Origin of the sequence: Curtobacterium sp. MCPF17_002 (assembly GCF_003234115.2) — a bacterium.
Classification (GTDB): Bacteria; Actinomycetota; Actinomycetes; order Actinomycetales; family Microbacteriaceae; genus Curtobacterium.
The window spans coordinates 458353-478594 of the sequence record NZ_CP126251.1 but is presented as its reverse complement, the minus strand read 5'-3'; the positions used below and the strand labels follow the sequence as shown (position 1 = coordinate 478594).

General features: G+C 68.1%; 17 protein-coding genes. 8 read left to right on the top strand and 9 right to left on the bottom strand.

Going from position 1 to position 20242, the window contains the following annotated elements; genetic code table 11:
• Positions 1-176 precede the first annotated feature (176 nt).
• Complete coding sequence (locus tag DEJ28_RS02330; RefSeq protein ID WP_146248788.1) at positions 177-755, bottom strand: helicase associated domain-containing protein; 579 nt, start codon at positions 753-755, stop codon at positions 177-179.
• An 874-nt stretch (positions 756-1629) separates the two neighbouring features.
• Between DEJ28_RS02330 and DEJ28_RS02325 the strand changes: the two genes are divergently transcribed.
• The 8 genes from DEJ28_RS02325 to DEJ28_RS02290 all read left to right on the top strand — a co-directional run bounded on the left by DEJ28_RS02325 (position 1630) and on the right by DEJ28_RS02290 (position 11941).
• Positions 1630-2472 (top strand): TnsA-like heteromeric transposase endonuclease subunit, encoded by an 843-nt coding sequence (locus DEJ28_RS02325; RefSeq protein ID WP_111114357.1) that lies wholly within the window; start codon positions 1630-1632, stop codon positions 2470-2472.
• Positions 2469-4382: a TnsB C-terminal domain-containing protein gene (locus DEJ28_RS02320; protein WP_111114356.1), complete on the top strand. Its 1914-nt coding sequence runs from the start codon at positions 2469-2471 to the stop codon at positions 4380-4382. The genes DEJ28_RS02325 and DEJ28_RS02320 overlap by 4 nt, the downstream gene beginning before the upstream one ends.
• 12 nt (positions 4383-4394) lie before the next feature.
• Complete coding sequence (locus DEJ28_RS02315; protein ID WP_111114355.1) at positions 4395-5468, top strand: TniB family NTP-binding protein; 1074 nt, start codon at positions 4395-4397, stop codon at positions 5466-5468.
• Positions 5465-7294 (top strand): zinc-ribbon domain-containing protein, encoded by a 1830-nt coding sequence (locus DEJ28_RS02310; protein ID WP_111114354.1) that lies wholly within the window; start codon positions 5465-5467, stop codon positions 7292-7294. Before DEJ28_RS02315 ends, DEJ28_RS02310 begins: the two co-directional genes overlap by 4 nt.
• A 399-nt stretch (positions 7295-7693) precedes the next feature.
• The gene (locus DEJ28_RS02305; RefSeq protein ID WP_111114353.1) at positions 7694-9106 is read left to right on the top strand and encodes a sugar porter family MFS transporter; all 1413 of its coding nucleotides are present in this window, start codon (positions 7694-7696) and stop codon (positions 9104-9106) included.
• A complete protein-coding gene (locus DEJ28_RS02300) occupies positions 9103-9921 on the top strand; it encodes a DeoR/GlpR family DNA-binding transcription regulator (protein WP_284180765.1) in 819 nt (272 codons plus the stop codon). Before DEJ28_RS02305 ends, DEJ28_RS02300 begins: the two co-directional genes overlap by 4 nt.
• Positions 9922-9974: 53 nt before the next feature.
• On the top strand, positions 9975-11024 hold the full coding sequence (locus DEJ28_RS02295; protein ID WP_111114351.1) for an SIS domain-containing protein: 1050 nt from the start codon (positions 9975-9977) through the stop codon (positions 11022-11024).
• Entirely contained in the window at positions 11021-11941 is a 921-nt protein-coding gene (locus tag DEJ28_RS02290; protein ID WP_111114350.1) for an ROK family protein, read from the top strand. The genes DEJ28_RS02295 and DEJ28_RS02290 overlap by 4 nt, the downstream gene beginning before the upstream one ends.
• A gap of 56 nt (positions 11942-11997) precedes the next feature.
• On the opposite strand, the gene DEJ28_RS02285 is transcribed toward DEJ28_RS02290, so the two are convergent.
• The 8 genes from DEJ28_RS02285 to DEJ28_RS02250 all read right to left on the bottom strand — a co-directional run bounded on the left by DEJ28_RS02285 (position 11998) and on the right by DEJ28_RS02250 (position 20113).
• The gene (locus DEJ28_RS02285) at positions 11998-13161 is read right to left on the bottom strand and encodes an MFS transporter (protein ID WP_111114349.1); all 1164 of its coding nucleotides are present in this window, start codon (positions 13159-13161) and stop codon (positions 11998-12000) included.
• Positions 13162-13180: 19 nt separating this feature from the next.
• The gene (locus DEJ28_RS02280; protein WP_258367878.1) at positions 13181-14017 is read right to left on the bottom strand and encodes a carbohydrate ABC transporter permease; all 837 of its coding nucleotides are present in this window, start codon (positions 14015-14017) and stop codon (positions 13181-13183) included.
• A 38-nt stretch (positions 14018-14055) separates the two neighbouring features.
• On the bottom strand, positions 14056-15012 hold the full coding sequence (locus tag DEJ28_RS02275; RefSeq protein ID WP_111114348.1) for a carbohydrate ABC transporter permease: 957 nt from the start codon (positions 15010-15012) through the stop codon (positions 14056-14058).
• Positions 15009-16334 carry an ABC transporter substrate-binding protein gene (locus tag DEJ28_RS02270; protein WP_111114347.1) on the bottom strand — a complete coding sequence of 442 codons (1326 nt, stop codon included), beginning with the start codon at positions 16332-16334 and terminating at the stop codon, positions 15009-15011. Before DEJ28_RS02270 ends, DEJ28_RS02275 begins: the two co-directional genes overlap by 4 nt.
• 204 nt (positions 16335-16538) lie before the next feature.
• Entirely contained in the window at positions 16539-17621 is a 1083-nt protein-coding gene (locus DEJ28_RS02265) for a LacI family DNA-binding transcriptional regulator (protein ID WP_111114346.1), read from the bottom strand.
• A 22-nt stretch (positions 17622-17643) separates the two neighbouring features.
• The gene (locus tag DEJ28_RS02260; protein ID WP_111114345.1) at positions 17644-18549 is read right to left on the bottom strand and encodes a PfkB family carbohydrate kinase; all 906 of its coding nucleotides are present in this window, start codon (positions 18547-18549) and stop codon (positions 17644-17646) included.
• 74 nt (positions 18550-18623) lie between these two features.
• Positions 18624-19625, bottom strand: a complete 1002-nt coding sequence (locus DEJ28_RS02255; RefSeq protein WP_111114393.1) for an SIS domain-containing protein — start codon at positions 19623-19625, stop codon at positions 18624-18626.
• A gap of 86 nt (positions 19626-19711) precedes the next feature.
• Positions 19712-20113 (bottom strand): cupin domain-containing protein, encoded by a 402-nt coding sequence (locus tag DEJ28_RS02250; protein WP_111114344.1) that lies wholly within the window; start codon positions 20111-20113, stop codon positions 19712-19714.
• Between the last annotated feature and the right edge of the window lie 129 nt (positions 20114-20242).

The following is a 20242-nucleotide window of genomic DNA, read 5'->3' as shown; positions in this document are numbered from 1 at the left end:
AGCACGTCCAGATCGGTCGAGTCCGACTCATCGTTCGTTCGAAGACGGTCGCTGAACGCTACGAACTGCTCGGCTCCGGCGGAACCCGTCGGGCAAACCTCGGTCCAAGAGCAGGAAACTTCCTTCTCTGCCGCTGGCTCAAACGCGAGGTCCGCGGCCCATGGCCCGTGGCCGGGTCAGAGGATGCGGTACTTCGCCTCACGAAGTCGACGCGCTCGCGGCGGGGTGAGTGAGCCGTTGCGGTGAGCGACGCGCTGCTGCGTTGCCCATCGGGCCAGCGCTCGTTCCGCCGGGTCGGGGGCGTTACGGCGAGGTGCGCGTCCCGTCTGGCCCCAAAACGACTGGTGCAGCATCAGTTGCTCTGCCCATCGTTCTTCTTGCGGCTCCCATCGGAAGCCAGGAAGCGATTCCAGACGGTGCGCCTGGTAGCGGCAGTGGGCGGCGCGGACTTCCGGTCGGCGCTGGTAGGTGAGCCGATCGACCAGTGCTTGCTCCTGCGTCGTCGTGCGAGGTCGGCCGGAGTCTGCTCGGGGTAGCCGGCCGACGTCGCTGATGAAGTCGTCCAAGTCGTGGACGAAGTTGACCCAGTTCGCGGTTGCGATGGACGGGCGTTCGGGCTGGCCGATGTCTGCGAGGTAGAACTCGACGCCTCGGCGTTCGTCGACGGTTAGGAGCTTGCTCGGCTGATTGGTGATGTCTGCGTACTGCGCGTGCAGTTCGGCGACATAGTCCGGCGTCCGGTTCGGCGCGTCCATTGGTCCCTTTCCGGGACCGGCGGTCGGTCCCGGAAGGGCTATGCGCGGACGGGCGCAGGATCGCGTCGACGCGATTCGTCGGTGCTGCTGACTTCAGTCCAGAAACAGGAACCAGAACGCATCGTCGACGCTTACGTTCGCTGCATGGCCGAGGTCCGGACGCGCTTCCTGTTCGAGGACAGGAGACGTTCCCTCGCCCGGACACGGGGCGCGAGAACGGCACATGGACGTACGGAAGGGAGGAACCGTCCTCGCTGTCGAACTGCGGCTACGTCAGCGAGGGCGCGTCATCGGACGAGTGCCGCCAGCGTCTCGCGCAGGCGACTGCCTCGTGGTCCTCACCCGGTCGATCACCGCCTGCGCCGTGCGCTCAGGAAGTGCCTCCAGCAGCGCGTAGATGTCCGCATCGGCTAGCGCACTCGATGCTGGTGCAGCTGGGTTCTCGATGACGTCGCCGAGGACCAAGTCCGCCAGGGCGATGTCCTCCAATCGGAGGATCGCCTCCCCCCGGAGGACCCGGAGGAGCCGTGGGTAATTCGTCCCTGCTTGGGCTGCGTACTGCTTCGGGCTGAGCCCGCGGGCTTTCATCCGTTTGCGGATTCGCAGCGCCTGCTGGTGCTGCAGCTGCGCTGCACGGAGGAAAACCTCTTCCCGCCGGTCAGCGGCTGACCTCCAACGCACCGCGGGCACGCGCCCGAAGCCCGCGGCGTCCTCCGCGAAGTCCCGGGGACTGAAGCGCGGCCCGGCCATCTGCACCCTTTCCCATCGCTCGATCCTGCTGAAAAAGCATCAAAAGGAGACTATTCATGCCAGAAGCAGTACTCAAGTCCTCGTTTCGCACAGCTCGGATCGGCCCCGGCGCACAGAGGCAGACATGACGATCACAGCCCCGCCAAACCCAGCCCTGGCCGCCGGCACGCGCTCACTACGGCGACCGCGAGTCCGCAGACCGCGGAACATCGCTCCCCAGCGCACGCTGACCACGGCGGAAGCCGCCGCGCTCGCGCTCCCGGCAGCAGTCACCTGGATGCCGAACGTGGAGGGCGCTCACCCGGCGACCGCGGCCGCTTCCGCGAAGTTGCTCGACCGGGAACTCTATGACGTGGCTCTCTTCCGACAGCCCCACCGTTATCCGCGGCAGAAGAACATCCAGGGCCTCTACTTCTTCACCGGCACCAGGACGCACATCTGGCACGAGTCGCAGCTCGAAGCGCAGGTGCTGCGGTGGCTGGACATGCGCGAGGACATCGTCGCGCTGAGCACACAACCCATGCGCATCGACTTCGCCGACGGCACCTCCCACACGCCCGACATCCTCACGCTGCACAGCGACCACCGCCAAGTACTTCGTGACGTGAAGCCGAAGAAGTACATCCCGAAGTTCCAGGAGCAGTTCGCGAAGACCCGTGCGTTCTGCGAGCACGTCGGCTTCAAGTACGAGGTGCACCACGAACTACCCCGACAAGTGGAAATCAACCTCTCCTGGATAGCCGGCTTCAAACACCACGGGTACCGCCCCCAACCAGACGACATCACCCGGATGCTGACCGCCCTCGACAACCCGATTCCGCTTCGCGCCGCAGCCCGCCTGCTCGCACCCACCGACCTGCCTCAGGGCCGGGCTGGCCTGTTCCACCTCATCTGGAGCGGACTGCTCAGCCTCGACCTCACCGCCCCCATCTCCGACCGCACCCGCATTGAACGGCTCCTCCCATGACCAACATCAACACCGACGACCCCATCAAGTTCCACGACGGCAGCAACCACCAGTTCATCACCAGCTCCGGCAGCGTCATCCGCCTCCGCAACACCGCCACGGGCCAGGTCCAAGACATGCATATCGCAGAGCTCAGCCAGCAGGCAGCTGGCCTGCCACGTACATTCACCGAGCACATTCGCCGCTTCGAGACGCTGCCGCAGAAGCACAAGACGGCTGCGATGACGATGGCTGACCACCTCGAGGAAATCGAGACCGGCGTGAACCCCGCTCGAGCCGGCCGTCGCGAGGAGTACGACGTCGACAGGACAACACAGAACGAGCGCGTCGCGGCCAAGGTGCAAGAGCTGCAGAAGAACGGGCAGAAGGCCTCCCGCGCCACCCTGATGCGCAAGCTCGCCGCGTACCGGGAGCACGGGACTTCCGCGCTCGCCGACGGTCGAGCACACCGTTCGGACCCTCCGATGAAGAACATTCATCCAGACGTCTTCGAGGCGCTGTGCACCGTCATCGCGGACCAGAGGAATCGCTCGACCGGCACCAAGAGCCGCATCATCGACGAAACCGCTAAGCACTTGGTGAAGTGGCGTGGAGCAGACGCGCCATCCATGCCGTCGAACGCGACGATGTACCGCTACATCGACCGGCTGACCATCGGGAAGCACACGACCGGGTCCGCCTCGACGCGCCGGTCGCTGGCGAACCGGCCGGAGCGGGTGTTCAACACTCGTACGGAGTTGTTGCCTGGCAACGAAGTTCAGGTCGACTCCACCACGCTCGACATCCTCGTGAAGTCCCCCGGGGGCGCCCCCGTCCGGCCTATCCTCACGGTGCTGTTTGACCGTGCCACCAGGCTGGTCCTCGCCTTCACGCTCCGGCTCACTGCGGCCAAGGCCGTTGACCACGTTGCGCTTCTCGCACAGGCGCTGACACCGCCGCAAAACCGCCCGGACAACAGCGAATTCCGCTCGATGGTGCAGCGGATGAACGCGGACGTGCCTCTGCTGACAGCGGATGAGCGGCGCGACTGGGAACGGTCGAGGCCGTTCGTGCACCCCCGCTGCATCGTGATGGATAACGGCAAGGACTTCATCTCGGAAGCCTTCCGCGCCGCCGCCGAGATGCACAGCATCGATATCCGCTACAGCGCTCCGCACACCCCGACGAGCAAGCCCCTCGTGGAGCGCAACTTCGGCAGCATCGACAGCCTGCTCATCCAGTACCTCAACGGCTACGTCGGACGGTCCCCGGAGTTTCGCGGGTACCAGGTCGAAAAGGAAGAGCTGATGGACATTTACGCCCTCCACGAGCTGCTTGACGACTGGTTCCTGAAGTTCTGGAACCACCGCCCCCACGCTGGCCTTCGCGACCTGCTCGACCCGAGCATCGTGCTCACACCGTTCCAGATGTTCACCGCCGCATCGAGGGTGACCAGCAACCTCGAGACGACCCTCACTCGCGACGACTACATCGCGATGCTGCCGACCAAGCACCGCCGGGTCACCGACACCGGCGTCGTTGTCAACCACCGCCAGTTCGACTCAGACGAGCTCGGCACGCTGCGCAACACCCTGTCGGACAACAGCCGCCGAAAGGGGAAGTACGAGGTGAAGCTCGACCCGTACAACCCGTTCAAGGCCTGGCTCCCGAAGCCAGGCGGCGGCTGGATTGAGTGCGCACTCCGCAACGGCGCCGCGAACCTTTACCCCCACCTCGAAGACCGCGACTTCGACCTAAACGACACCGATGAAGACGCAGACGAGGACCGTCGGAACGTCGCTGCGGTGACCGCAGCGCTCAGCGGAGCACCCCTGCACACCGCCATCGACACGGCCCCCGACGACTCCTCCCCCCGCAACTCCCTCGACGATGGCGACGACGATGACGTCGCCGTGTACGCCCTCGACTGAAACGAAAATCCGATGATTCACTTCCACGGCGACGACCGCCCAGCAGCCCTCCACCGCCTCGAAAGCCTCGACAGCTTCCTCGCAGCCACCACCACTCCGCCACCTGCCCTCGACGACCGTTCCTACGCAGCCCTCACCGAGCAGGAACGTGCCGCACACGACCGGGCACGCATCATGCACCTTTCCGGGGGCATCGTTCTCGCCACACCGCACTACACCAAGGCGCGGACCCAGCTCGAGAAGGCGTTCGCAGCGAACGCGGGACGGAACTCCGGCCACGCCGGACTCGTCATCTCCGGCGACTCCACCCTCGGCAAGACCACGCTGTGCAAGAGCCTCATGCGGCACATCTACCGCTCCTACGGAACCCAGTTCCCCGACTTCCGCGCACACAACCGCATCCCGGTCGTCTACGTCGAGGTCCCCGCTGGCTCCACCGGCAAGTCCCTCATGCGCGCCTTCGCCGACTTCTTCGGCCTCACCGTCAGCAGCGGCGAAACGATGCTGAGCATCCGTAACCGTGTCGTCGACCTCCTCAACACTGCCGGCACACAGCTCGTCGTCATCGACGAACTCCACAACCTCTCCCGCCACACCCAGGGCAACGGGGAATCCCACGACCTGCTGAAGAACCTCCACAACGACCTCGCCGCGACGTTCCTCTACGCCGGCATCAACGTGAAGAAGATGCTCGCCACCGAACGTGGAGCACAAATCGGCGGACGGTTCTCACTGCTGGAGCTGCACCCCTACAACCTCAGCAACCAAAAGGACGCCAAGACCTGGAAGGCGCTCATCAACACCTTCGAGAAGCAGCTCCCCCTCCGCCACCACGAGCATGGCTCCCTCGCCGAACTCTCCGAGTACCTCCACGACCGCACCAACGGCTCCATCGGCAGCCTCGGGCGCCTCCTCACCGGTGCCGCCACCGACGCCATCACCGACTCGAGCATCCCCCTCGAGCGCATTAACCGAGCCCTGCTCGACGCGCAGCAACTCGACGCCGCGGCCGAGACCGCCTACGCCAAGCGCACGGCCCGCAACGCCCGCAGCAAGAAGACCCTCCTGGCAGGCATCGCAGCATGAATGACCTCCTCACCCGCCGCTACCCGATGACGGTGAAGCCCCTTCACCGGGAGACCGAGTCCAGCTACACGAGGCGGCTGCTCGCCGCCAACTCGGAGCTCGAGACCCACCAGAAGCAGTTGCTGCGCGCCGCGCAAGCCGACCCGATGAACATGGGCTGGCGGGACGTGCTCGAGCTGAAGACCGGACGTCGCTTCCACTTCGGCGAGCCGTTCTTCGCGGCCCGAATCAGTGCCGAGGAGCACCGCTGCGAGCTGTGCGCGGACAGCGGCGCCGTACGGCTCATGTGCACCCTGTGCGCGAAGGGCGAAACCGTCCTGCAAGCCGGGGGCTTCAGCAATCCCGTCTGCATCCGCCACCGTCGCTGGGTCGGGTTCGACCTCTCCACCCGTCAGAGCACCGTCGACACCACCACGATTCGCGCCGCGCTGCGGTTCGACAAGCTCCACAAGCAGTGCCGACTGACCCCGCACCTCTACAAAGTCCTCCAGGGCGCAACCGCTCGAGTCGGCAACGGGCCTACCGCGGACCTCAGCGCCATCGTCACTATCGCCGCCGCGGTGACCACAGTCCGATTCCTCGAGCAGCTCCTTCGTCCTGGCTCGGACTACGCCACCGCCTACGACGTCCTCACCAACGCTGTGTCCGTCCCCGCCGGTCCTAACGCCACCACGGTCATCGCCGCGCTCTGGGGCTACTTCCGACCCACCTTCTGGGCACTCCGTCACGCGGTCATCACCAAAACTGCCTACGAGCCCGCCTGGGTCCACGACCACGCCATCCCGCAGCACATCGCCGGCGCATACGTCGCCGAACACCACGTCGTTTCCTTCACCTCGTTCAACGCCGAAGACAAGCGCACCGCCATCCTTCGAATCGACCGCGAGGGCCTCGTCATCTGCGACAACGGGCACCAGCACGCCCGCAAGGGGCGATGCCCCGTCTGCACCAACAGCGTCGTCGCCGCCGGCTACAACGACCTCGCCACCACCCATCCTCACATCGCTAGGGAACTCGACCCCGTCCTCAACGGCACCACCACGGCCCAGAACATCCAAGCCGCAGCCCGGAGCAGCCTCGCCTGGCGCTGCCCCCGCAACCGCCACGTCTACTGGGCCACAGCATCGAACCGAACCCAGGGCGGAACCAACTGCGGCATCTGCAGCAACCGCACCATCGTCCCCGGCATCAACGACCTCACCACCACCCACCCCCGACTCGCTGCCGAACTCGACCCCGTCTACGAAGCAGGTCACCCCGCGACCAAGATGTGCGCCGGCAGCGGCGATAGACCGGACTGGCTCTGCCCCGACTGCGGACACCGCTACAAGATGTCCCTCTACAACCGCAGCCAGGGTGCCGGCTGCGAGCCCTGCCGACGCGCCCGCCTCCGACGTACCCGAACGAGCCTCGCCGACACGCATCCCGACATCGCCGCCCAGTGGCACCCCACCCGGAACAACGGCAAGCAGCCCGAGGACTACTCACAGGGTTCAAACGACGAGGTCTACTGGCTGTGCCCCACCAGCGCGGCCCACTGGTACCCGCAACGCATCGACCGGAAGGTCCAGGGTTACGGATGCTCACTCTGCTCGAGCCGACGACTCGTCCTCCGCGTCAACGACCTCGCGACCACCGACCCGCTCCTCGTCACCGAGTGGCACGACTACCTCAACGGCTCCACGCGACCCGAGCTCATGTTCGCCGGAACCGACCGGTACTGGTGGAAGTGCTCGTACGGACACGTCAAGCAACAGAGCGTCCCCAACCGGCGAAAGTCACGCGGCTGCACGGACTGCGAACCCGAGGACAGGATTCTGAACTAGAACTAGAACTAGAACTGAACAACACGAACACGACGGCGAAGCCCACCAGCTTCGCCGTCGTTTTCGTCTTGGAGGCGTTCAGCTCAGAAGGTCTCACGTGCAGTGAGAAGAATCCGCGACGCTTCAAACTGGCGTTCGCAATCGCCGCATGGTCTCATCGCTGCGAAGGAGTCTCACCTAACTTGAGAAGCGACAGCCCGGTCGGGCGGCCCTTCGTCGTTCGCGGTGGTGGATCCTAGGCCGTCGTCCGTTTCGATCGTGTGTCGAGAGCGTGCACGAATACGCGCACGCTCACCCCCTTGTTTGCACGTTTCCGCGCAACAACACTGGTGGAGCACCGCCGCTCCTCCGGGAGCGTCCATCTCTCCCACGCACGTGAACGGGCAAGGACGACCTCACATGACATCGACGACTCGAGTGCCTCCCACTCGCGACCGCATGACGGGATACGTGTACATCGCGATCGCCGTGAGCACCCTCGGCGGACTCCTCTTCGGGTACGACATCGGCGTCTCCGGCGGTGCCGGTGGCTTCGTCGCCGGCGACTTCCACCTCGGCAGCTTCCTCGAGGGAGCGGTCGTCAGCGGCTCCACCCTCGGCGGTGCGATCGGGGCGCTCGCCGGCGGACCGCTCGCCGACCGCTACGGACGCCGTTGGACGCTCCTGATCTCCGGCGTCCTGTTCAGCCTGGGCGCACTGGTCTCCGCCGTCGCTCCCGACCTGGCACTGCTCATGGTCGGGCGCGTGGTCGTCGGCCTGGGTGTCGGTGCGGCGTCGGTCCTGGTGCCCGTGTACATCGCAGAGCTCGCCCCGTCGCGGGTCCGCGGTGCCCTCGTGGCGGGGTTCCAGCTCCTGACCACCCTCGGGATCCTGGCCGGCTACGGCATCAACGCCGCACTCGCGTCCACCGAGGCATGGCGCTGGTCGCTCGGCCTCGCGGCGGTGCCCGGGCTCCTGCTCGCGTTCGGCGTCCTGCTCATCCCCGAGTCGCCGCGGTGGCTCGTCGTGCAGGGGCGCCGTGACGCCGCGCTGCACGTCCTGCGACGCATCCGTGGACGGGACGACGTGTCCCACGAGATCGACGAGATCGAGGCGGTCAACCGCGAGGACGAGTCGGCGCACCGTGGCCGGTGGCGCGACCTGTTCCGCGGCTGGGTCCGACCGATGGTCATCGTCGGCATCCTGGTGGCCTTCTTCGCCAACGGCTGCGGCATCAACCTCATCGTCTACTTCGCCCCGCAGATCCTGCAGTCCATCGGGATGGGTCCGTCCGCGTCGCTGCTCGCGACCGTCGGGCTCGGTGTGGTCAACGTCGTCTTCACCGGCGTCGGCATGGCGCTCGTCGACCGCGTCGGACGTCGTCCGATGCTGTTGATCGGTGCCGTCGGCATGACGGTGTCGCTCGGCGCGCTCGCCGTGCTGCTGGCCTTCCCCGTCAACGGCAGCACCGCGGCACTGTCGCTCGTCTGCCTGGCCGTCTACATCGTCGTGTACGCCGTGAGCCCCGGACTCGTCGCCTACGTCGTGATCTCGGAGATCTTCCCGCTGCACGTCCGTGCGAAGGCGACGGCTGCCGCGACCTTCGTGATCTTCGCCACGAACCTGGTCATCGGCGTGTTCTCGTTGCCCCTCCTCGACTCGATCGGCGCACCCGCGACGCTGTCGATCTTCGCGGTCGTGTGCCTGGTGTTCGTGGGGTTCTGCCTCCGCATGCCCGAGACGAAGGGCCGGACGCTCGAGGAGCTCGAGGAGCACTTCCGCACCGGTTCGGCCCGCGTCCCCGCCGGTGACGAGCGCCGCGTCGACGCATGACTACGATCGAAGCACCTGCACACCACTCCTGGGGGTCGCCGATGCCGCAGACGCCGGCCGAGCGCCGTCAGGCGATCCTCGACCAGGTGCGCGACAGCGGGTACGTCCGGGCCGTCGACCTCACCGCCGCGCTGCACGTGGACTCGTCCACGATCCGGCGTGACATGGAGCGCCTCGAACGGGCTGGTCTCATCCGCCGGATGCACGGCGGCGCGCTCCCGGCCGACCCGGCCGACACGATCGACACCCCGTACGAGGTGCGACGCTCCCAGCACCTCGCCGAGAAGACGGCCATCGGAGCAGTCGCGGCGGACCTCGTCCAGGACGGCCAGTCGGTGCTGATCGACAACGGATCCACCGCCTACCAGGTCGCCGCCGCGCTCGGCGGCCACCGGGACCTGACCGTCGTGACGAACGACCTCATGGTCGCGATGTGCCTCCGCAACCAGGGGGTCCACCAGGTGCACGTCACCGGCGGGCTCCTGCTCGACACGGTGTTCACGCTGGTCGGCCCGGTCGCGACCAACGCGGTCGAGGGCCTGCACGTGGACTGGGCGTTCCTCGGTGCCGAAGGGGTCGACCCCGAGGCCGGCATCACGAACATCAACGTCGTCGAGCTCCCGCTGAAACGGGCGATGATGGCCGCCGCCCGGAACGTCGCGGTCGTCGCGGACAGCTCGAAGCTCGGCCGCAGCTCGCTCGCGACCGTGTGTGCGCTCGACGAGGTGGACGTCGTCATCACGGACGACGGCGTGCCCGACGGGGACCGCGCCGCGTACGGCGACGTCCTCCGCTGCGTCCCCGTGTCCCGCTGACGCCGAGCTCCCCCACCCGAACCACCCGTCCCAGAACCAACGAGGGAACCACCATGTCCAACGGCACCGCCGAGACCTCTTCCTACATCGACGACATCACGGAGCAGCCCGCAGCACTCCGGCGACAGGCGGACGCGGCGCTCCCCGCCGCGCTGGCCGACGTCGACCTCCACGCCCACGACCGGATCGTCCTGACCGGCATGGGATCGTCCGACTACGCCGCCGTCCCGATCGAGCGGGCACTGGCCGCGAAGGGCCTCCCGGTCGTCCGCATCGACGCCGGACAGCTCCTCGACGTCCCCGAGCGCGTCACCAACCGGACACTGGTGTGGGCGACGTCCCAGTCCGGCCGGAGCGGTGAGGTCGCTGCGCTCGCCGACCGCCTCACCGGCTCCTGCAAGCCGGCGCTGACCATCGCCACCACCGACGACACCTCGAGCCCGCTGGCCGGCATGGCCGACATCGTCCTCGAGCTGCACAGCGGGCCGGAGGCGACGGTCAGCACGAAGAGCTACCTCAACACGCTCGCCGCGCAGCACCGCGCCCTCGCGCTGATGACCGGCGGTTCGGTCGAGGCCGTCGACGAGGACGTCCGTCGGACCGCGGACGAGGTCGCGGCGTTGCTCGCCGAGTGGCCGGTCCCCGACGCGTTCGCCGAGCAGGCCTGGAACGCGCCGCGGGCTCGCTTCGCCTACATCGGCATCGGCGACGACGCCGCGACGGCCCTCACCGGAGCCCTCATCACCAAGGAGTCCAGCAAGGTGCCGGTCGAGGGCTTCGTCGGCGGGGCGTTCCGACACGGCCCGTACGAGCTCGCCGGTCCGGGGCTGACCGCCGTGCTGTTCGGTCCGGGCGCAGCGGAGGACCCCTTCCTGCCCGGACTCGCGCAGGACCTCGTCCGCTCCGGCGCCACCGTCCTGACCGTCGGCCCCCGCGCCTACGACGGCACCGAGCTGCTCGCGACGCCGGACCGTGCCAGCACCCTCGCCCGGCTCGCCGTCGGGTCCGTCCGCACGCAGCTCCTCACCCTCGCCTTCGCGAAGGCGACCGGTGAGGTCGCCGGTCGCTTCCGGTTCGGCCAGAAGGTGACGGCGGCGCTGTGAACGACGCGGCCGTCCGCGTCGGGGTCGACCTCGGCGGGACCGGCTCCCGTGCGATCGCCGTCGTCGGCGACGAGGTCGTCGCGGCCGTCGACGTCCCCACCGCCGAGCTCGGCGCCGGACCCGAGGCCGAGCGCGTCGAGCGTCTCGCCCGACTCATCGAGGACGTGGTCCCGGCCGGCGCCGGGCTCGCCGCCGTCGGGATCGGCGCGAGCGGTCCGGTCGACGTCGAGGCCGGCGTCATCCACAACGGCGCGACCCTGCCGTGGTTCACGGGCTTCCCCGTCGTCGACCAGCTCCGGGGACGGCTGCAGGTGCCGGTCGGCATCGACAACGACGCCGTCGCGGCGGCCTTCGGGGAACACGGCTCCGGCGCGGGCGCACGGTCCGACCGGCTGCTGATGGTCACCCTCGGGACGGGCGTCGGGGTCGCGATGCTCGTCGACGGCCGTCCGGTCCGCGGCGCCGACGGCGCGCACCCCGAAGGTGGGCACATCCCGATCTCGAGCGACCCCGAGCGCTGCTACTGCGGCCTCACCGGGTGCTTCGAGCCGGCCGCTTCCCGGAGCGGACTGCAACAGCGGTTGAGCGAGGCGATGGGCGGTGCTGCGCCCGGCCGGGGACTCATCGCGGACGCCATGGAACGCGCGCCGGAGGACGAACGGGTCAGCGCAGTGTTCCGCGACTACGCCGTCGCCGTCGGTCGTGGGCTCGCGGCCCTGCACACCCTGTGGCAGCCCCGCGTCACCGTGATCGGCGGCAGCGCCGCGATCTGCCTGCCGCTCATCCACGACGACGTCCTCCGCGCCCTCGACCGGTCCGAGGACTACCGCGTCGACGTCGACGTCCGAGCGGCGACGCTGGGTGACAACGCCGGTGCGATCGGAGCGGCGGTCGCGATCGCGAACGCGGCCAGCTGACGGACTGGAGGCGCGGGGCGGGCCCGCACCGCGCCTCCAGTCCGCTCGTGGGGTCGTCAGTGCGCTCGTCGGTTCCGTCGCGACAGGAGCACCAGCGGTACGACGGTGGCAGCGGCGGCCGTCGTGCTCGCCAGGAGGAAGGCGCCGGTGGCGCCGGTGCCCTCCGCGGCGAAGCCCGCGAGTGCGGTTCCGCTCGCAGCGCCCATGAGGCTGCCGGTCGTCACCCAGCCGAAGGCCTCCCCTGACTCGTCCGGGCGAGCGCTCTCGGAGACCAGGACCGACAGGTACGCGGTGGCCGGTGCGAAGCCGAGGCCCGAGAGGAACATCGACGCCAGGAAGAGGGGGACGCCGGAGACCAGCGCTGCGATCGCGGTGAACGCGAACACCGATGCGATCGCGACCGTGAGCGCCGTGGTGCTCCTGATGCGGGCTCCGAAGAGCAGACCTCCCGCCAGGGAGCCGATCGACGACGCAGCGATCGCGATGCCGGTCCGTCCCGGATCACTGCCGAAGTGGTCCAGGACCGCGACCTCGAGCGCAGCGTACGAGGCGACGAGGAGGGCACTCGTGACGGTGGCTGCGATGACGGGTCGGCTCAACAGGCTCCGTCCGAAGCGGCGGGACGGCGCCGCACGGGGACCAGGTCTCGACGCCCCTCCCCTCGACGCGGTGAGGAACCAGACACCGCCCGCCACGAGCATCCCGGCCGCCGTGAACAACGCCACGGATGCGCTCGCGGCCCCGGCGAGCACCGTCGCGAGGAGCGGCCCGAGCGTCCAGATCACCTCTTGCGCCGAGGCGTCGATCGAGAAGAGCGCCGCGAGCATCGTCGACGGCACGAGCGACGGGTAGAAGGCGCGGACCGCCTGCGCCACCGGCGGCACCGTGAGTCCACCGAGTCCGCAGAGCACCACCGTCGCCGGGCCGTCGACGCCGATCGCGATGACGGTGATGACGATCGCGCACAGCACGGTCGCGATGCCGATGACCGGCAGTGCACCGAACCGGCCGAGGAGTCGACCGGCGAGCGGTCCGGCGACCCCTTCGCCGACGCTCCAGACCGCGACGGCCGCTCCGGCGAGCGCGTAGCTCCCGGTGACCGTCCGCACGTGCATCAACAGGCCGAGCGAGAGCATGCCGAGGGGGAACCGCGCGAGGATCTGCGACGCCGTGACCCGTGCGACGCCCGGATGACGGGCGAGTCGGACGAGGGACGTCACGAGACGGTGCTGGCAGCGGTCACTTGCCGACCCCGTCGCCGATGCCGCGGACGAAGTACCGCTGGCAGGCGAAGAAGAGCACCACCATGGGGACCGCGCCGATGACCATGCCGGCGAACACCGTCGGGTAGTGCGTCCCGATCCTCGACATGAGGTCGGCGAGACCGACCGGCAGCGTCTCGATCCCCGACCCGGACGTGAACACCGTGGCGAAGAGGTACTCGTTCCAGTTCAGCAGGATGTTCAGGACGGTCGTGGTGATCATGATCGGCGTGCACATCGGCAGGGTGATGCGCCAGAACGTCCCCCATCGGGACGTGCCGTCGATCGCGGCCGCCTCGTCCACCTCGTGGGGCAGGTCGAGCATGTAGCCGCGGATGAGGAACACGGTGAACGGGATCCGGAACGCGGTGTAGAGGATGAGCAGTCCGAGGAACGTGTTGTAGAGGCCCATGCGTTGGAACATGGTCACGAGCGGGATGATCGCGACCGACGGAGCGAGCATCAGTCCGGCGATCATCAGGCCGGTGAACGCACCGCTGCGCGGTAGTCGGGTCTTGGTCAGCCCGAAGGCCGCCCAGGCGCTGAGGAGTTCGGTGGCCGCGGTCGCGAGGATCGTCAGCAGCACGCTGACGGTGAGGTAGTTCTTCACCCCCTGCTGCCACGCGTCGACGTAGGCGCTCCATCCCCACTGCGTCGGGAGGGCGAACGGACTGCCGAAGACCTGTTCGTTGGTCTTGAAGCCGTTGAGCACCATCCACACGAGCGGGTAGACCACGAGGACCACCAGCGCGATGAGCACCACCCACAGGATCGCGGCCCGGAGACGCGACCAGACCCGGACCGTCGTGTTCACCGTTCGCGCCGTCGTGTTCACTGTTCCGCCCGTCGTGTTCACCACTCGACCCGTCGCTTCCCGGAGACCCAGAGCTGACCGATGGCGAGTGCGAGGGTGATGACGAACACCACGGTCGCGATCGCCGATGCGTAGCCGAAGTCGTTGTCGTAGAACCCGGCGTGGTACAGCCAGGTCCCGAGCACCTGGCTCGAGTTGTCCGGGCCGCCCTGGGTCATCACGGTCACCTCGTTGAACACCTGGAACGCGCCCGACACGGTGACGATCATCATCACGCCGGTCATCTCGCGGACGAGTGGGACGGAGATGGTGAAGAAGCGTCGGACCGGGCCGACGCCGTCGATCTGTGCTGCCTCGTTGATCTCCGACGGGATCCGTTGGAGGGCCACCGAGAACAGCAGCGCCCCGTACCCGAAGCCCTGCCACTGGCTCATCGCGATGATGCCGAAGATGGCGGTCTTCTGGTCGCCCAACCATGCCGTCGTGAGCGAGTGCAGTCCGACGGCGTCGAGCGCAGCGTTGAAGAGTCCGCCGTCGCCCGGCTGCAGGATGAAGTAGAACAACAGCCCGGCAACGGTGAGGGAGATCGCCGAGGGTACGAAGTAGATCGCTCGGAGCCACTTCCGCCAGCGCTCGCTGCGGAGGCTCTCGACCATCGCCGCGAGGACGAGCGCGCCGAACACCTGGACCACGACCGAGATGACGGCGTACCAGACGTTGTTCCCGAAGGCATGCCAGAAGGTGGGGTCGGATCCGAGCTTCGCGTAGTTCTGGAGACCGATGAACTTCGAGTCCCCGGTGAAGATGTCCCAGTCCAGGAAGCTGAACCGGATGTTCTCGACGAGCGGGTAGTAGACGAAGACCGCGAGGACCATCAGCGCGGGCGCGATCCACGCCAGCCCGCCCCACCGTACTCGCGCTGTCGGCCGACGTCGGCGGAGCTCGACCGTCCGGATCCCTCCGACGGCGGACTCCGATTCCAGTGTCTGTGTCATTGACGTGCCTTCTTCGAAGCGGAGCGCAGTTGCGCGATGACCTGTCGGGGGGTGCTGGACGCGTCGGCCAGTGATGCTCCGGCGGCGGTCCAGACATCGGCGACGGCGGGGTCCGAACCGGTGTCGAGCCAGACGTCGATCCTTGATGCCGCCTTGAGCCGTTCGACGCCCTCGATGACGGCGGGGCTCGCGGACGTCGAGTTCACCGCGCCGATCACGGCGCTCGGCTGCCCGTACGGCGGCGCTGAGAGGGTCTCCGCGTTCTCGTCGTTCGTCACGAACCGCAGGAAGTCGAGCGCGAGGGCCGACTTCGTCGATCGGCGGTTGATCATGAAGCCTTCCGGGGCGCCTTCGATCGCGTCCTCGTCGCCTCGTGCGGTCGCACTGCTCGGCAGCGCGAAGATGCCGAACCCGTCCTTCGCCAACTGCGAGCCCTCGGTGTTCACCGAGTCGAACTCGACCAGTTCCTGGTAGTACATCGCAGCCTTGCCCGAGGTCTGCTGCTGCTCGGCCGTCGTGTAGTCGACGCCGTTCGACCCACTGCCGAGTTCGGTGCAGGACGTCACGATCTCCCGGTACTCCTGCATCGCCTGCACGTACCCCGGGTCGGTGAAGGTCGCGGTCGCGGGGTCCTGGTCCTTCGCGAGGACCTCGGCGGGGACGTCGTGCGCGATGAGCTGGCCGAGGTAGTGGACTCCAGGCCAGCCGCCCTTGTTCCCGAAGGCGATCGGGATGTAGCCGGCACGCTTGATCGTCGAGCAGGAGCTGACGAGCTCCTCGAGCGTGCTCGGGACGCTGAGTCCGAGCTGACGGAAGATCCGCTTGTCGTAGCCCATGTACTTCGCGTCGAGGTAGAACGGGACACCGTACCGGGAGCCGTCGTACGCGAACGCGTCGACGGCACTCGCGAGGAAGCTCTTCCCCCAGGTCGTGTCCGGGCCGATGACACTGTCGAGGGGCATGGCGACGCCGCCGTCCGCGAAGTTCTGGCCCCAGTTCCCCGCGTAGGTGAAGTAGATGTCGGGCAGCGCCTGCGACGCGATCAGGACCTTCTCCTTGTTCTTGATCGCGTCGTCGTCGGTCTCCTGGGTGAGCTGCACGTGGACGGACGGGTGTTCACGTTCGTACTCGGCGATGACCTTCGGGAAGTACTTCCCCAACGGGTCGCCGGCCGTGGCGGTCAGGATCGTGAGCGTTCCGCTGAAGACGGGCTTCGCAGTCAGGTCGGACGCTGGTGCCGCGTGCGTGTTCGTGGCGCAGCCGCTGACGAACAGCGTGGTGATGACGCCGATGACGACGACGAGCTGGGATCGCGTTCGCAAGGCGGGCTCCTCCAATCGAGCAATGCCAGCGAGGATTCGCGTCAGGTACTCGCGAGGATCCGGCACTGGACCACGGTCTCCGCCGAAGCGGTACCGCGACCGTACCCGATATTGGTACCGGTATCAACATGTTTCTCACGCGTGACGGGCACGTGTGCAGCACGTTGCTTCGAGCACCGCGCAACGGTGCTCAGGGACGGGGCGTCAGCGCTCGGCGACGCTTCCCCGCCAGATGAGCGTCGACTCGACCTCGATGCGGCGGGCCCCTCGGTCCTGGCCCTCGATGCGCTCGATGACCGCGGCGGCGGCCGAAGCACCCAGTGCCTGCATGGGCTGCGCCACGACGGTCATCGGCGGGTCCATCACCTCAGCCCAGGAGGAGTCGTCGAAACCGATGACGGAGACGTCGTCCGGGCAGCGGAGCCCCCGCTTGCGGAGCGCCCGCAGGGACCCGGTGACGGCGTCGGCCTCGGTGGCGAAGATCGCGGTCGGCGGGTCCGCCAGATCGAGCATCCCCCCGACTGCCCGGGTCGCCTGCGCCTCGGTCTGGAGGCTGTGGCTGACCAAGGCCGTGTCGAACGGCAGATCGTGCCTGCGCAGTGCGTCGGTGTAGCCCAGGAGGCGCTCCCCGTCGCTCCAGAGCGCGTCGGCGACGATCTTCGGGACGTCGTCGACGTCGGTCGCCGGTTGGCTGGTGACCGGCCCCCACACGAAGCCGATCCGTCGGTGCCCGCTCTCGATGAGGCGCGACACGGAGTGCTCGGTGACGACCCTGTTGTCGGTCACGACCGCGTCGGTGTCGATCGTGTCGAGGTCTCGATCCACCAGGACGATGGGGCAGCCGCGTCGCAACGCGGACTCGAGGTGCGGGACGGGCTGGCTGCGGCCGGCCGCCGACGCGATCACGATCCCGTCGACCTGTTTGCCGAGGAGCGTCTCGACGGCACGGCGTTCCTCCGCCAGGTCCTCGTCGGTGCCGATCACGAGCACGTCGTAGCCGCGCGCACGAGCCGTCACGGCGACGCCGGAGAGGATCCCGGCGAAGAACGGGTTGCCGACGTCCGCGACGACGACACCGATGGTGTTCGTCCGTCCCGTCGTCATGCTCTTCGCGAGCTGGTTCTGGGCGTACCCGAGGCGCTCGGCTGCGGCGAGCACCTTCTCGCGGGTCTTGGCGCTGACGGACCCGTACCCGCCGAGGGTCCGGGCGACGGTCGCGCGTCCGACACCCGCCATCTCCGCGACCTCGGTCAACGTCGGAGCAGCAGGGGCTTCCCCTCGGGCCATGTCGTGGTCTTCCTCGGCGGGATCAGGACTCTGCTGGTGTCACCGCGGTCGCGGGCACAGCCGGATCGTCGTAGGGCTCGCCCATACCGAACGCTCCCTCAACGTAGCACTGCCGAGCGGCGCTCTCGGCGCCCGCACGGAGCGCCGCTCGGGAGTCCGGTTCGTCGAGGTCGACTCCGCGCTTCCAGCCCGAATCGAGCATGGCGAGGACGAACCCGGTGAGGAACGCGTCCCCGCACCCCGTCGTGTCGACGACGTCCTGTGCGGGAACGGGCAGGGCCGGCTGCGCCAGGACCGTGCCGCCGGTGAAGAGGATCGCCCCGTCCGCACCACGGGTCACGAGGACGAGCCCGGCCCCTGCGCGTCGAGCACGGTCGGCGAGCTCCTCGATCTCCGGTGTGGACGCCGACCCCGCGGAGAACAGCACCAGGTCGGCGTACGGGGCGGTCGCGGCGAGGTAGTCGTCCGTGCGGAACTCCGGTTCGCTCGAGTAGTCGAACGAGACGAGACCCGGGATCGCGCGCAGCTTCGGGAGCTCTGACTCGGAGGCGGAGTACACGCTCGAGTGGACGAGGTCCGCACCGGCGAACGCGCGGAGGTCCTCGAGGTCGAGCCGGTAGGGAGCGGCCGTGGTGACGCCGCCGCCGTTCCAGTCGAGGAACACCCGGTCGCCGTTCCTGGTGACGAGGTCGGTCACGCCGGTGGGTCCGTCCCGCCGGATCACACGGCGCAAGTCGACGCCGTGACGACCGAGTGCGCCCAGGATGAGATCGCCGGCCGCGTCGTTCCCGACCACGCCGACGTACACGGCCTCGGCGCCGGCAGCCGCCGCGTAGACCGCGAGGTTGACGCAGTTGCCGCCCGGGTACGCGATGCGCCGGTCGACGAAGCGGTCGACGATGTTGTCACCGAAGGCGACGATCTTCACTGGCGTGCTCCTCTCGACCGGGTGGCGGCAGCGCAGAGCCGCCACCCGGGTCGTCCTGCTCGGTCCGGAACGGCTCAGTACTCGACGACGCGGTAGTAGCGGCGGAGGTCGAGCGAGTGGTCCCGAGCACGCTCGAGGTGCTTGCTGAACCGGTCGCTCACCACGTCGAGGACGAGCGGTGCGAAGAACGCTCGTGACTCCTGGCCGATGCCCCCGAGCGCGTAGTCCTTGGAGTCGAGGACGGTGACGTCGTCGCTGTACTGCTCGGCGAACCGGATCACACGGTCGGTGAGCGGCCGCGTCGAGTCCTCGCCGGCGAACACGAGCACGGCGGTGTCCCGCTCGATCAGTTCGAGGGAGCCGTGGAAGAACTCGGCGGAGTGCACCCGCGTGGTCCGGAGCCACTGCATCTCCTCGAGCACGCACATCGAGTAGAGGTAGGTGAGCCCCCAGAGGTTGCCGCCCCCGACCAGGAAGTAGTAGTCGGTGTCGCGGTGCTCGTCCGCGAAGGCCTCCGCGGTGGACTCCGCCTGCTCAGCGGCAGCGACCAGGGCATCGGGCAGCTTCTGCAGGTCGGCGACGAACTGGTCGTACCCGTCGAACTCGCCCCGCTCACTGAGGAACTTCAGCGTGAAGACGAGGAGCTGGACGTCGTACGGCCACCCCTTCGGCGCAGCGATCAACGGCACGTCGAGGGCGGCCGCGAAGGGGCTGTCGGCGACACCGGTGAAGCCGACCGTCAGGACTCCCCGGGACTTGGCGTACTCGATCGCCTCGATGACGTCCTCGGTGGTGCCCGAGACCGAGGCGAAGAGTGCGACGGAGCCCTCGCCGAAGTTCGGATCGTCGAGCAGCATCAGCTCCTTGCCGATCGCGGCGGTCGTCGGGAACGTGGACCGCGATCGCATGAGCACTTCGTAGGGCAGCATCGCCGCGTAGGTGCCGCCGGCCCCCACCAGGTAGAGGTTCTTCGGCGATCGACCGAGCACGTCCAGCACCGCGGCCTCGATCTCCGGGCGGAGATCGATCGCGTCCTGTGTACCCGTCCGAAGCTTCTGCTCCGAGAATCCCAGCATGACCACGCCTTTCGTTGATTGGTACGGATTGGTACCGGTACCAACCTCGCAGGCGCGAAGCCGTAAGTCAAGACGCAGTGGCGTCGTCAGGCGTCGTCGGTTCCTGACGACGACCACACGTACTCAATGTCGAGCACCGAGTCCGCCGCGTACACGTACACGAGTTCCAACGGGGTGTCGCCGGTGTTCCGGATGCCGTGCTCGTGGTTCGACGGGATGTACACCGCCGCGCCACCGCGGACCTCCTGTTCCTGACCGTCGAGCGTGACGACGCCCAGCCCCGTCAGGACCTGGTAGACCTCGGGAGCCTCGTGCCGGTGCGGCGCCAGCCATCCGCCCGGATCGATCAGGGCCACGCCGGAGCACAGGTCGGCGGTCGGGGTAGTGCCGTCGCCGATGGCGGTGCGGAACGCGATGCGCCCGCGGGCATCTGCCCAGACTTCCTCCTGCGCGTCGTGCAGCTGTCGGATGGTCGGTGCAACGGACATGGGTGCTCCTCACGGTTTCGCCCCAGCGTGCGCCCGCCGCGGTGGTGCCCCTCGGAGGTCGAACCGGTCCCGGCACCGTGCGGGCGCACAGTGGCAGGACGGGTCCAGGAAGACCGGGAAGGGTGCTGG

Bases quoted from the DNA above. Each gene is read 5' to 3' on its own strand.
- DEJ28_RS02330 (WP_146248788.1), bottom strand. From the start codon at position 755: ATGGACGCGCCGAACCGGACGCCGGACTATGTCGCCGAACTGCACGCG.
- DEJ28_RS02325 (WP_111114357.1), top strand. From the start codon at position 1,630: ATGACGATCACAGCCCCGCCAAACCCAGCCCTGGCCGCCGGCACGCGC.
- DEJ28_RS02320 (WP_111114356.1), top strand. From the start codon at position 2,469: ATGACCAACATCAACACCGACGACCCCATCAAGTTCCACGACGGCAGC.
- DEJ28_RS02315 (WP_111114355.1), top strand. From the start codon at position 4,395: ATGATTCACTTCCACGGCGACGACCGCCCAGCAGCCCTCCACCGCCTC.
- DEJ28_RS02310 (WP_111114354.1), top strand. From the start codon at position 5,465: ATGAATGACCTCCTCACCCGCCGCTACCCGATGACGGTGAAGCCCCTT.
- DEJ28_RS02305 (WP_111114353.1), top strand. From the start codon at position 7,694: ATGACATCGACGACTCGAGTGCCTCCCACTCGCGACCGCATGACGGGA.
- DEJ28_RS02300 (WP_284180765.1), top strand. From the start codon at position 9,103: ATGACTACGATCGAAGCACCTGCACACCACTCCTGGGGGTCGCCGATG.
- DEJ28_RS02295 (WP_111114351.1), top strand. From the start codon at position 9,975: ATGTCCAACGGCACCGCCGAGACCTCTTCCTACATCGACGACATCACG.
- DEJ28_RS02275 (WP_111114348.1), bottom strand. From the start codon at position 15,012: ATGACACAGACACTGGAATCGGAGTCCGCCGTCGGAGGGATCCGGACG.
- DEJ28_RS02265 (WP_111114346.1), bottom strand. From the start codon at position 17,621: ATGGCCCGAGGGGAAGCCCCTGCTGCTCCGACGTTGACCGAGGTCGCG.
- DEJ28_RS02255 (WP_111114393.1), bottom strand. From the start codon at position 19,625: ATGCTGGGATTCTCGGAGCAGAAGCTTCGGACGGGTACACAGGACGCG.
- DEJ28_RS02250 (WP_111114344.1), bottom strand. From the start codon at position 20,113: ATGTCCGTTGCACCGACCATCCGACAGCTGCACGACGCGCAGGAGGAA.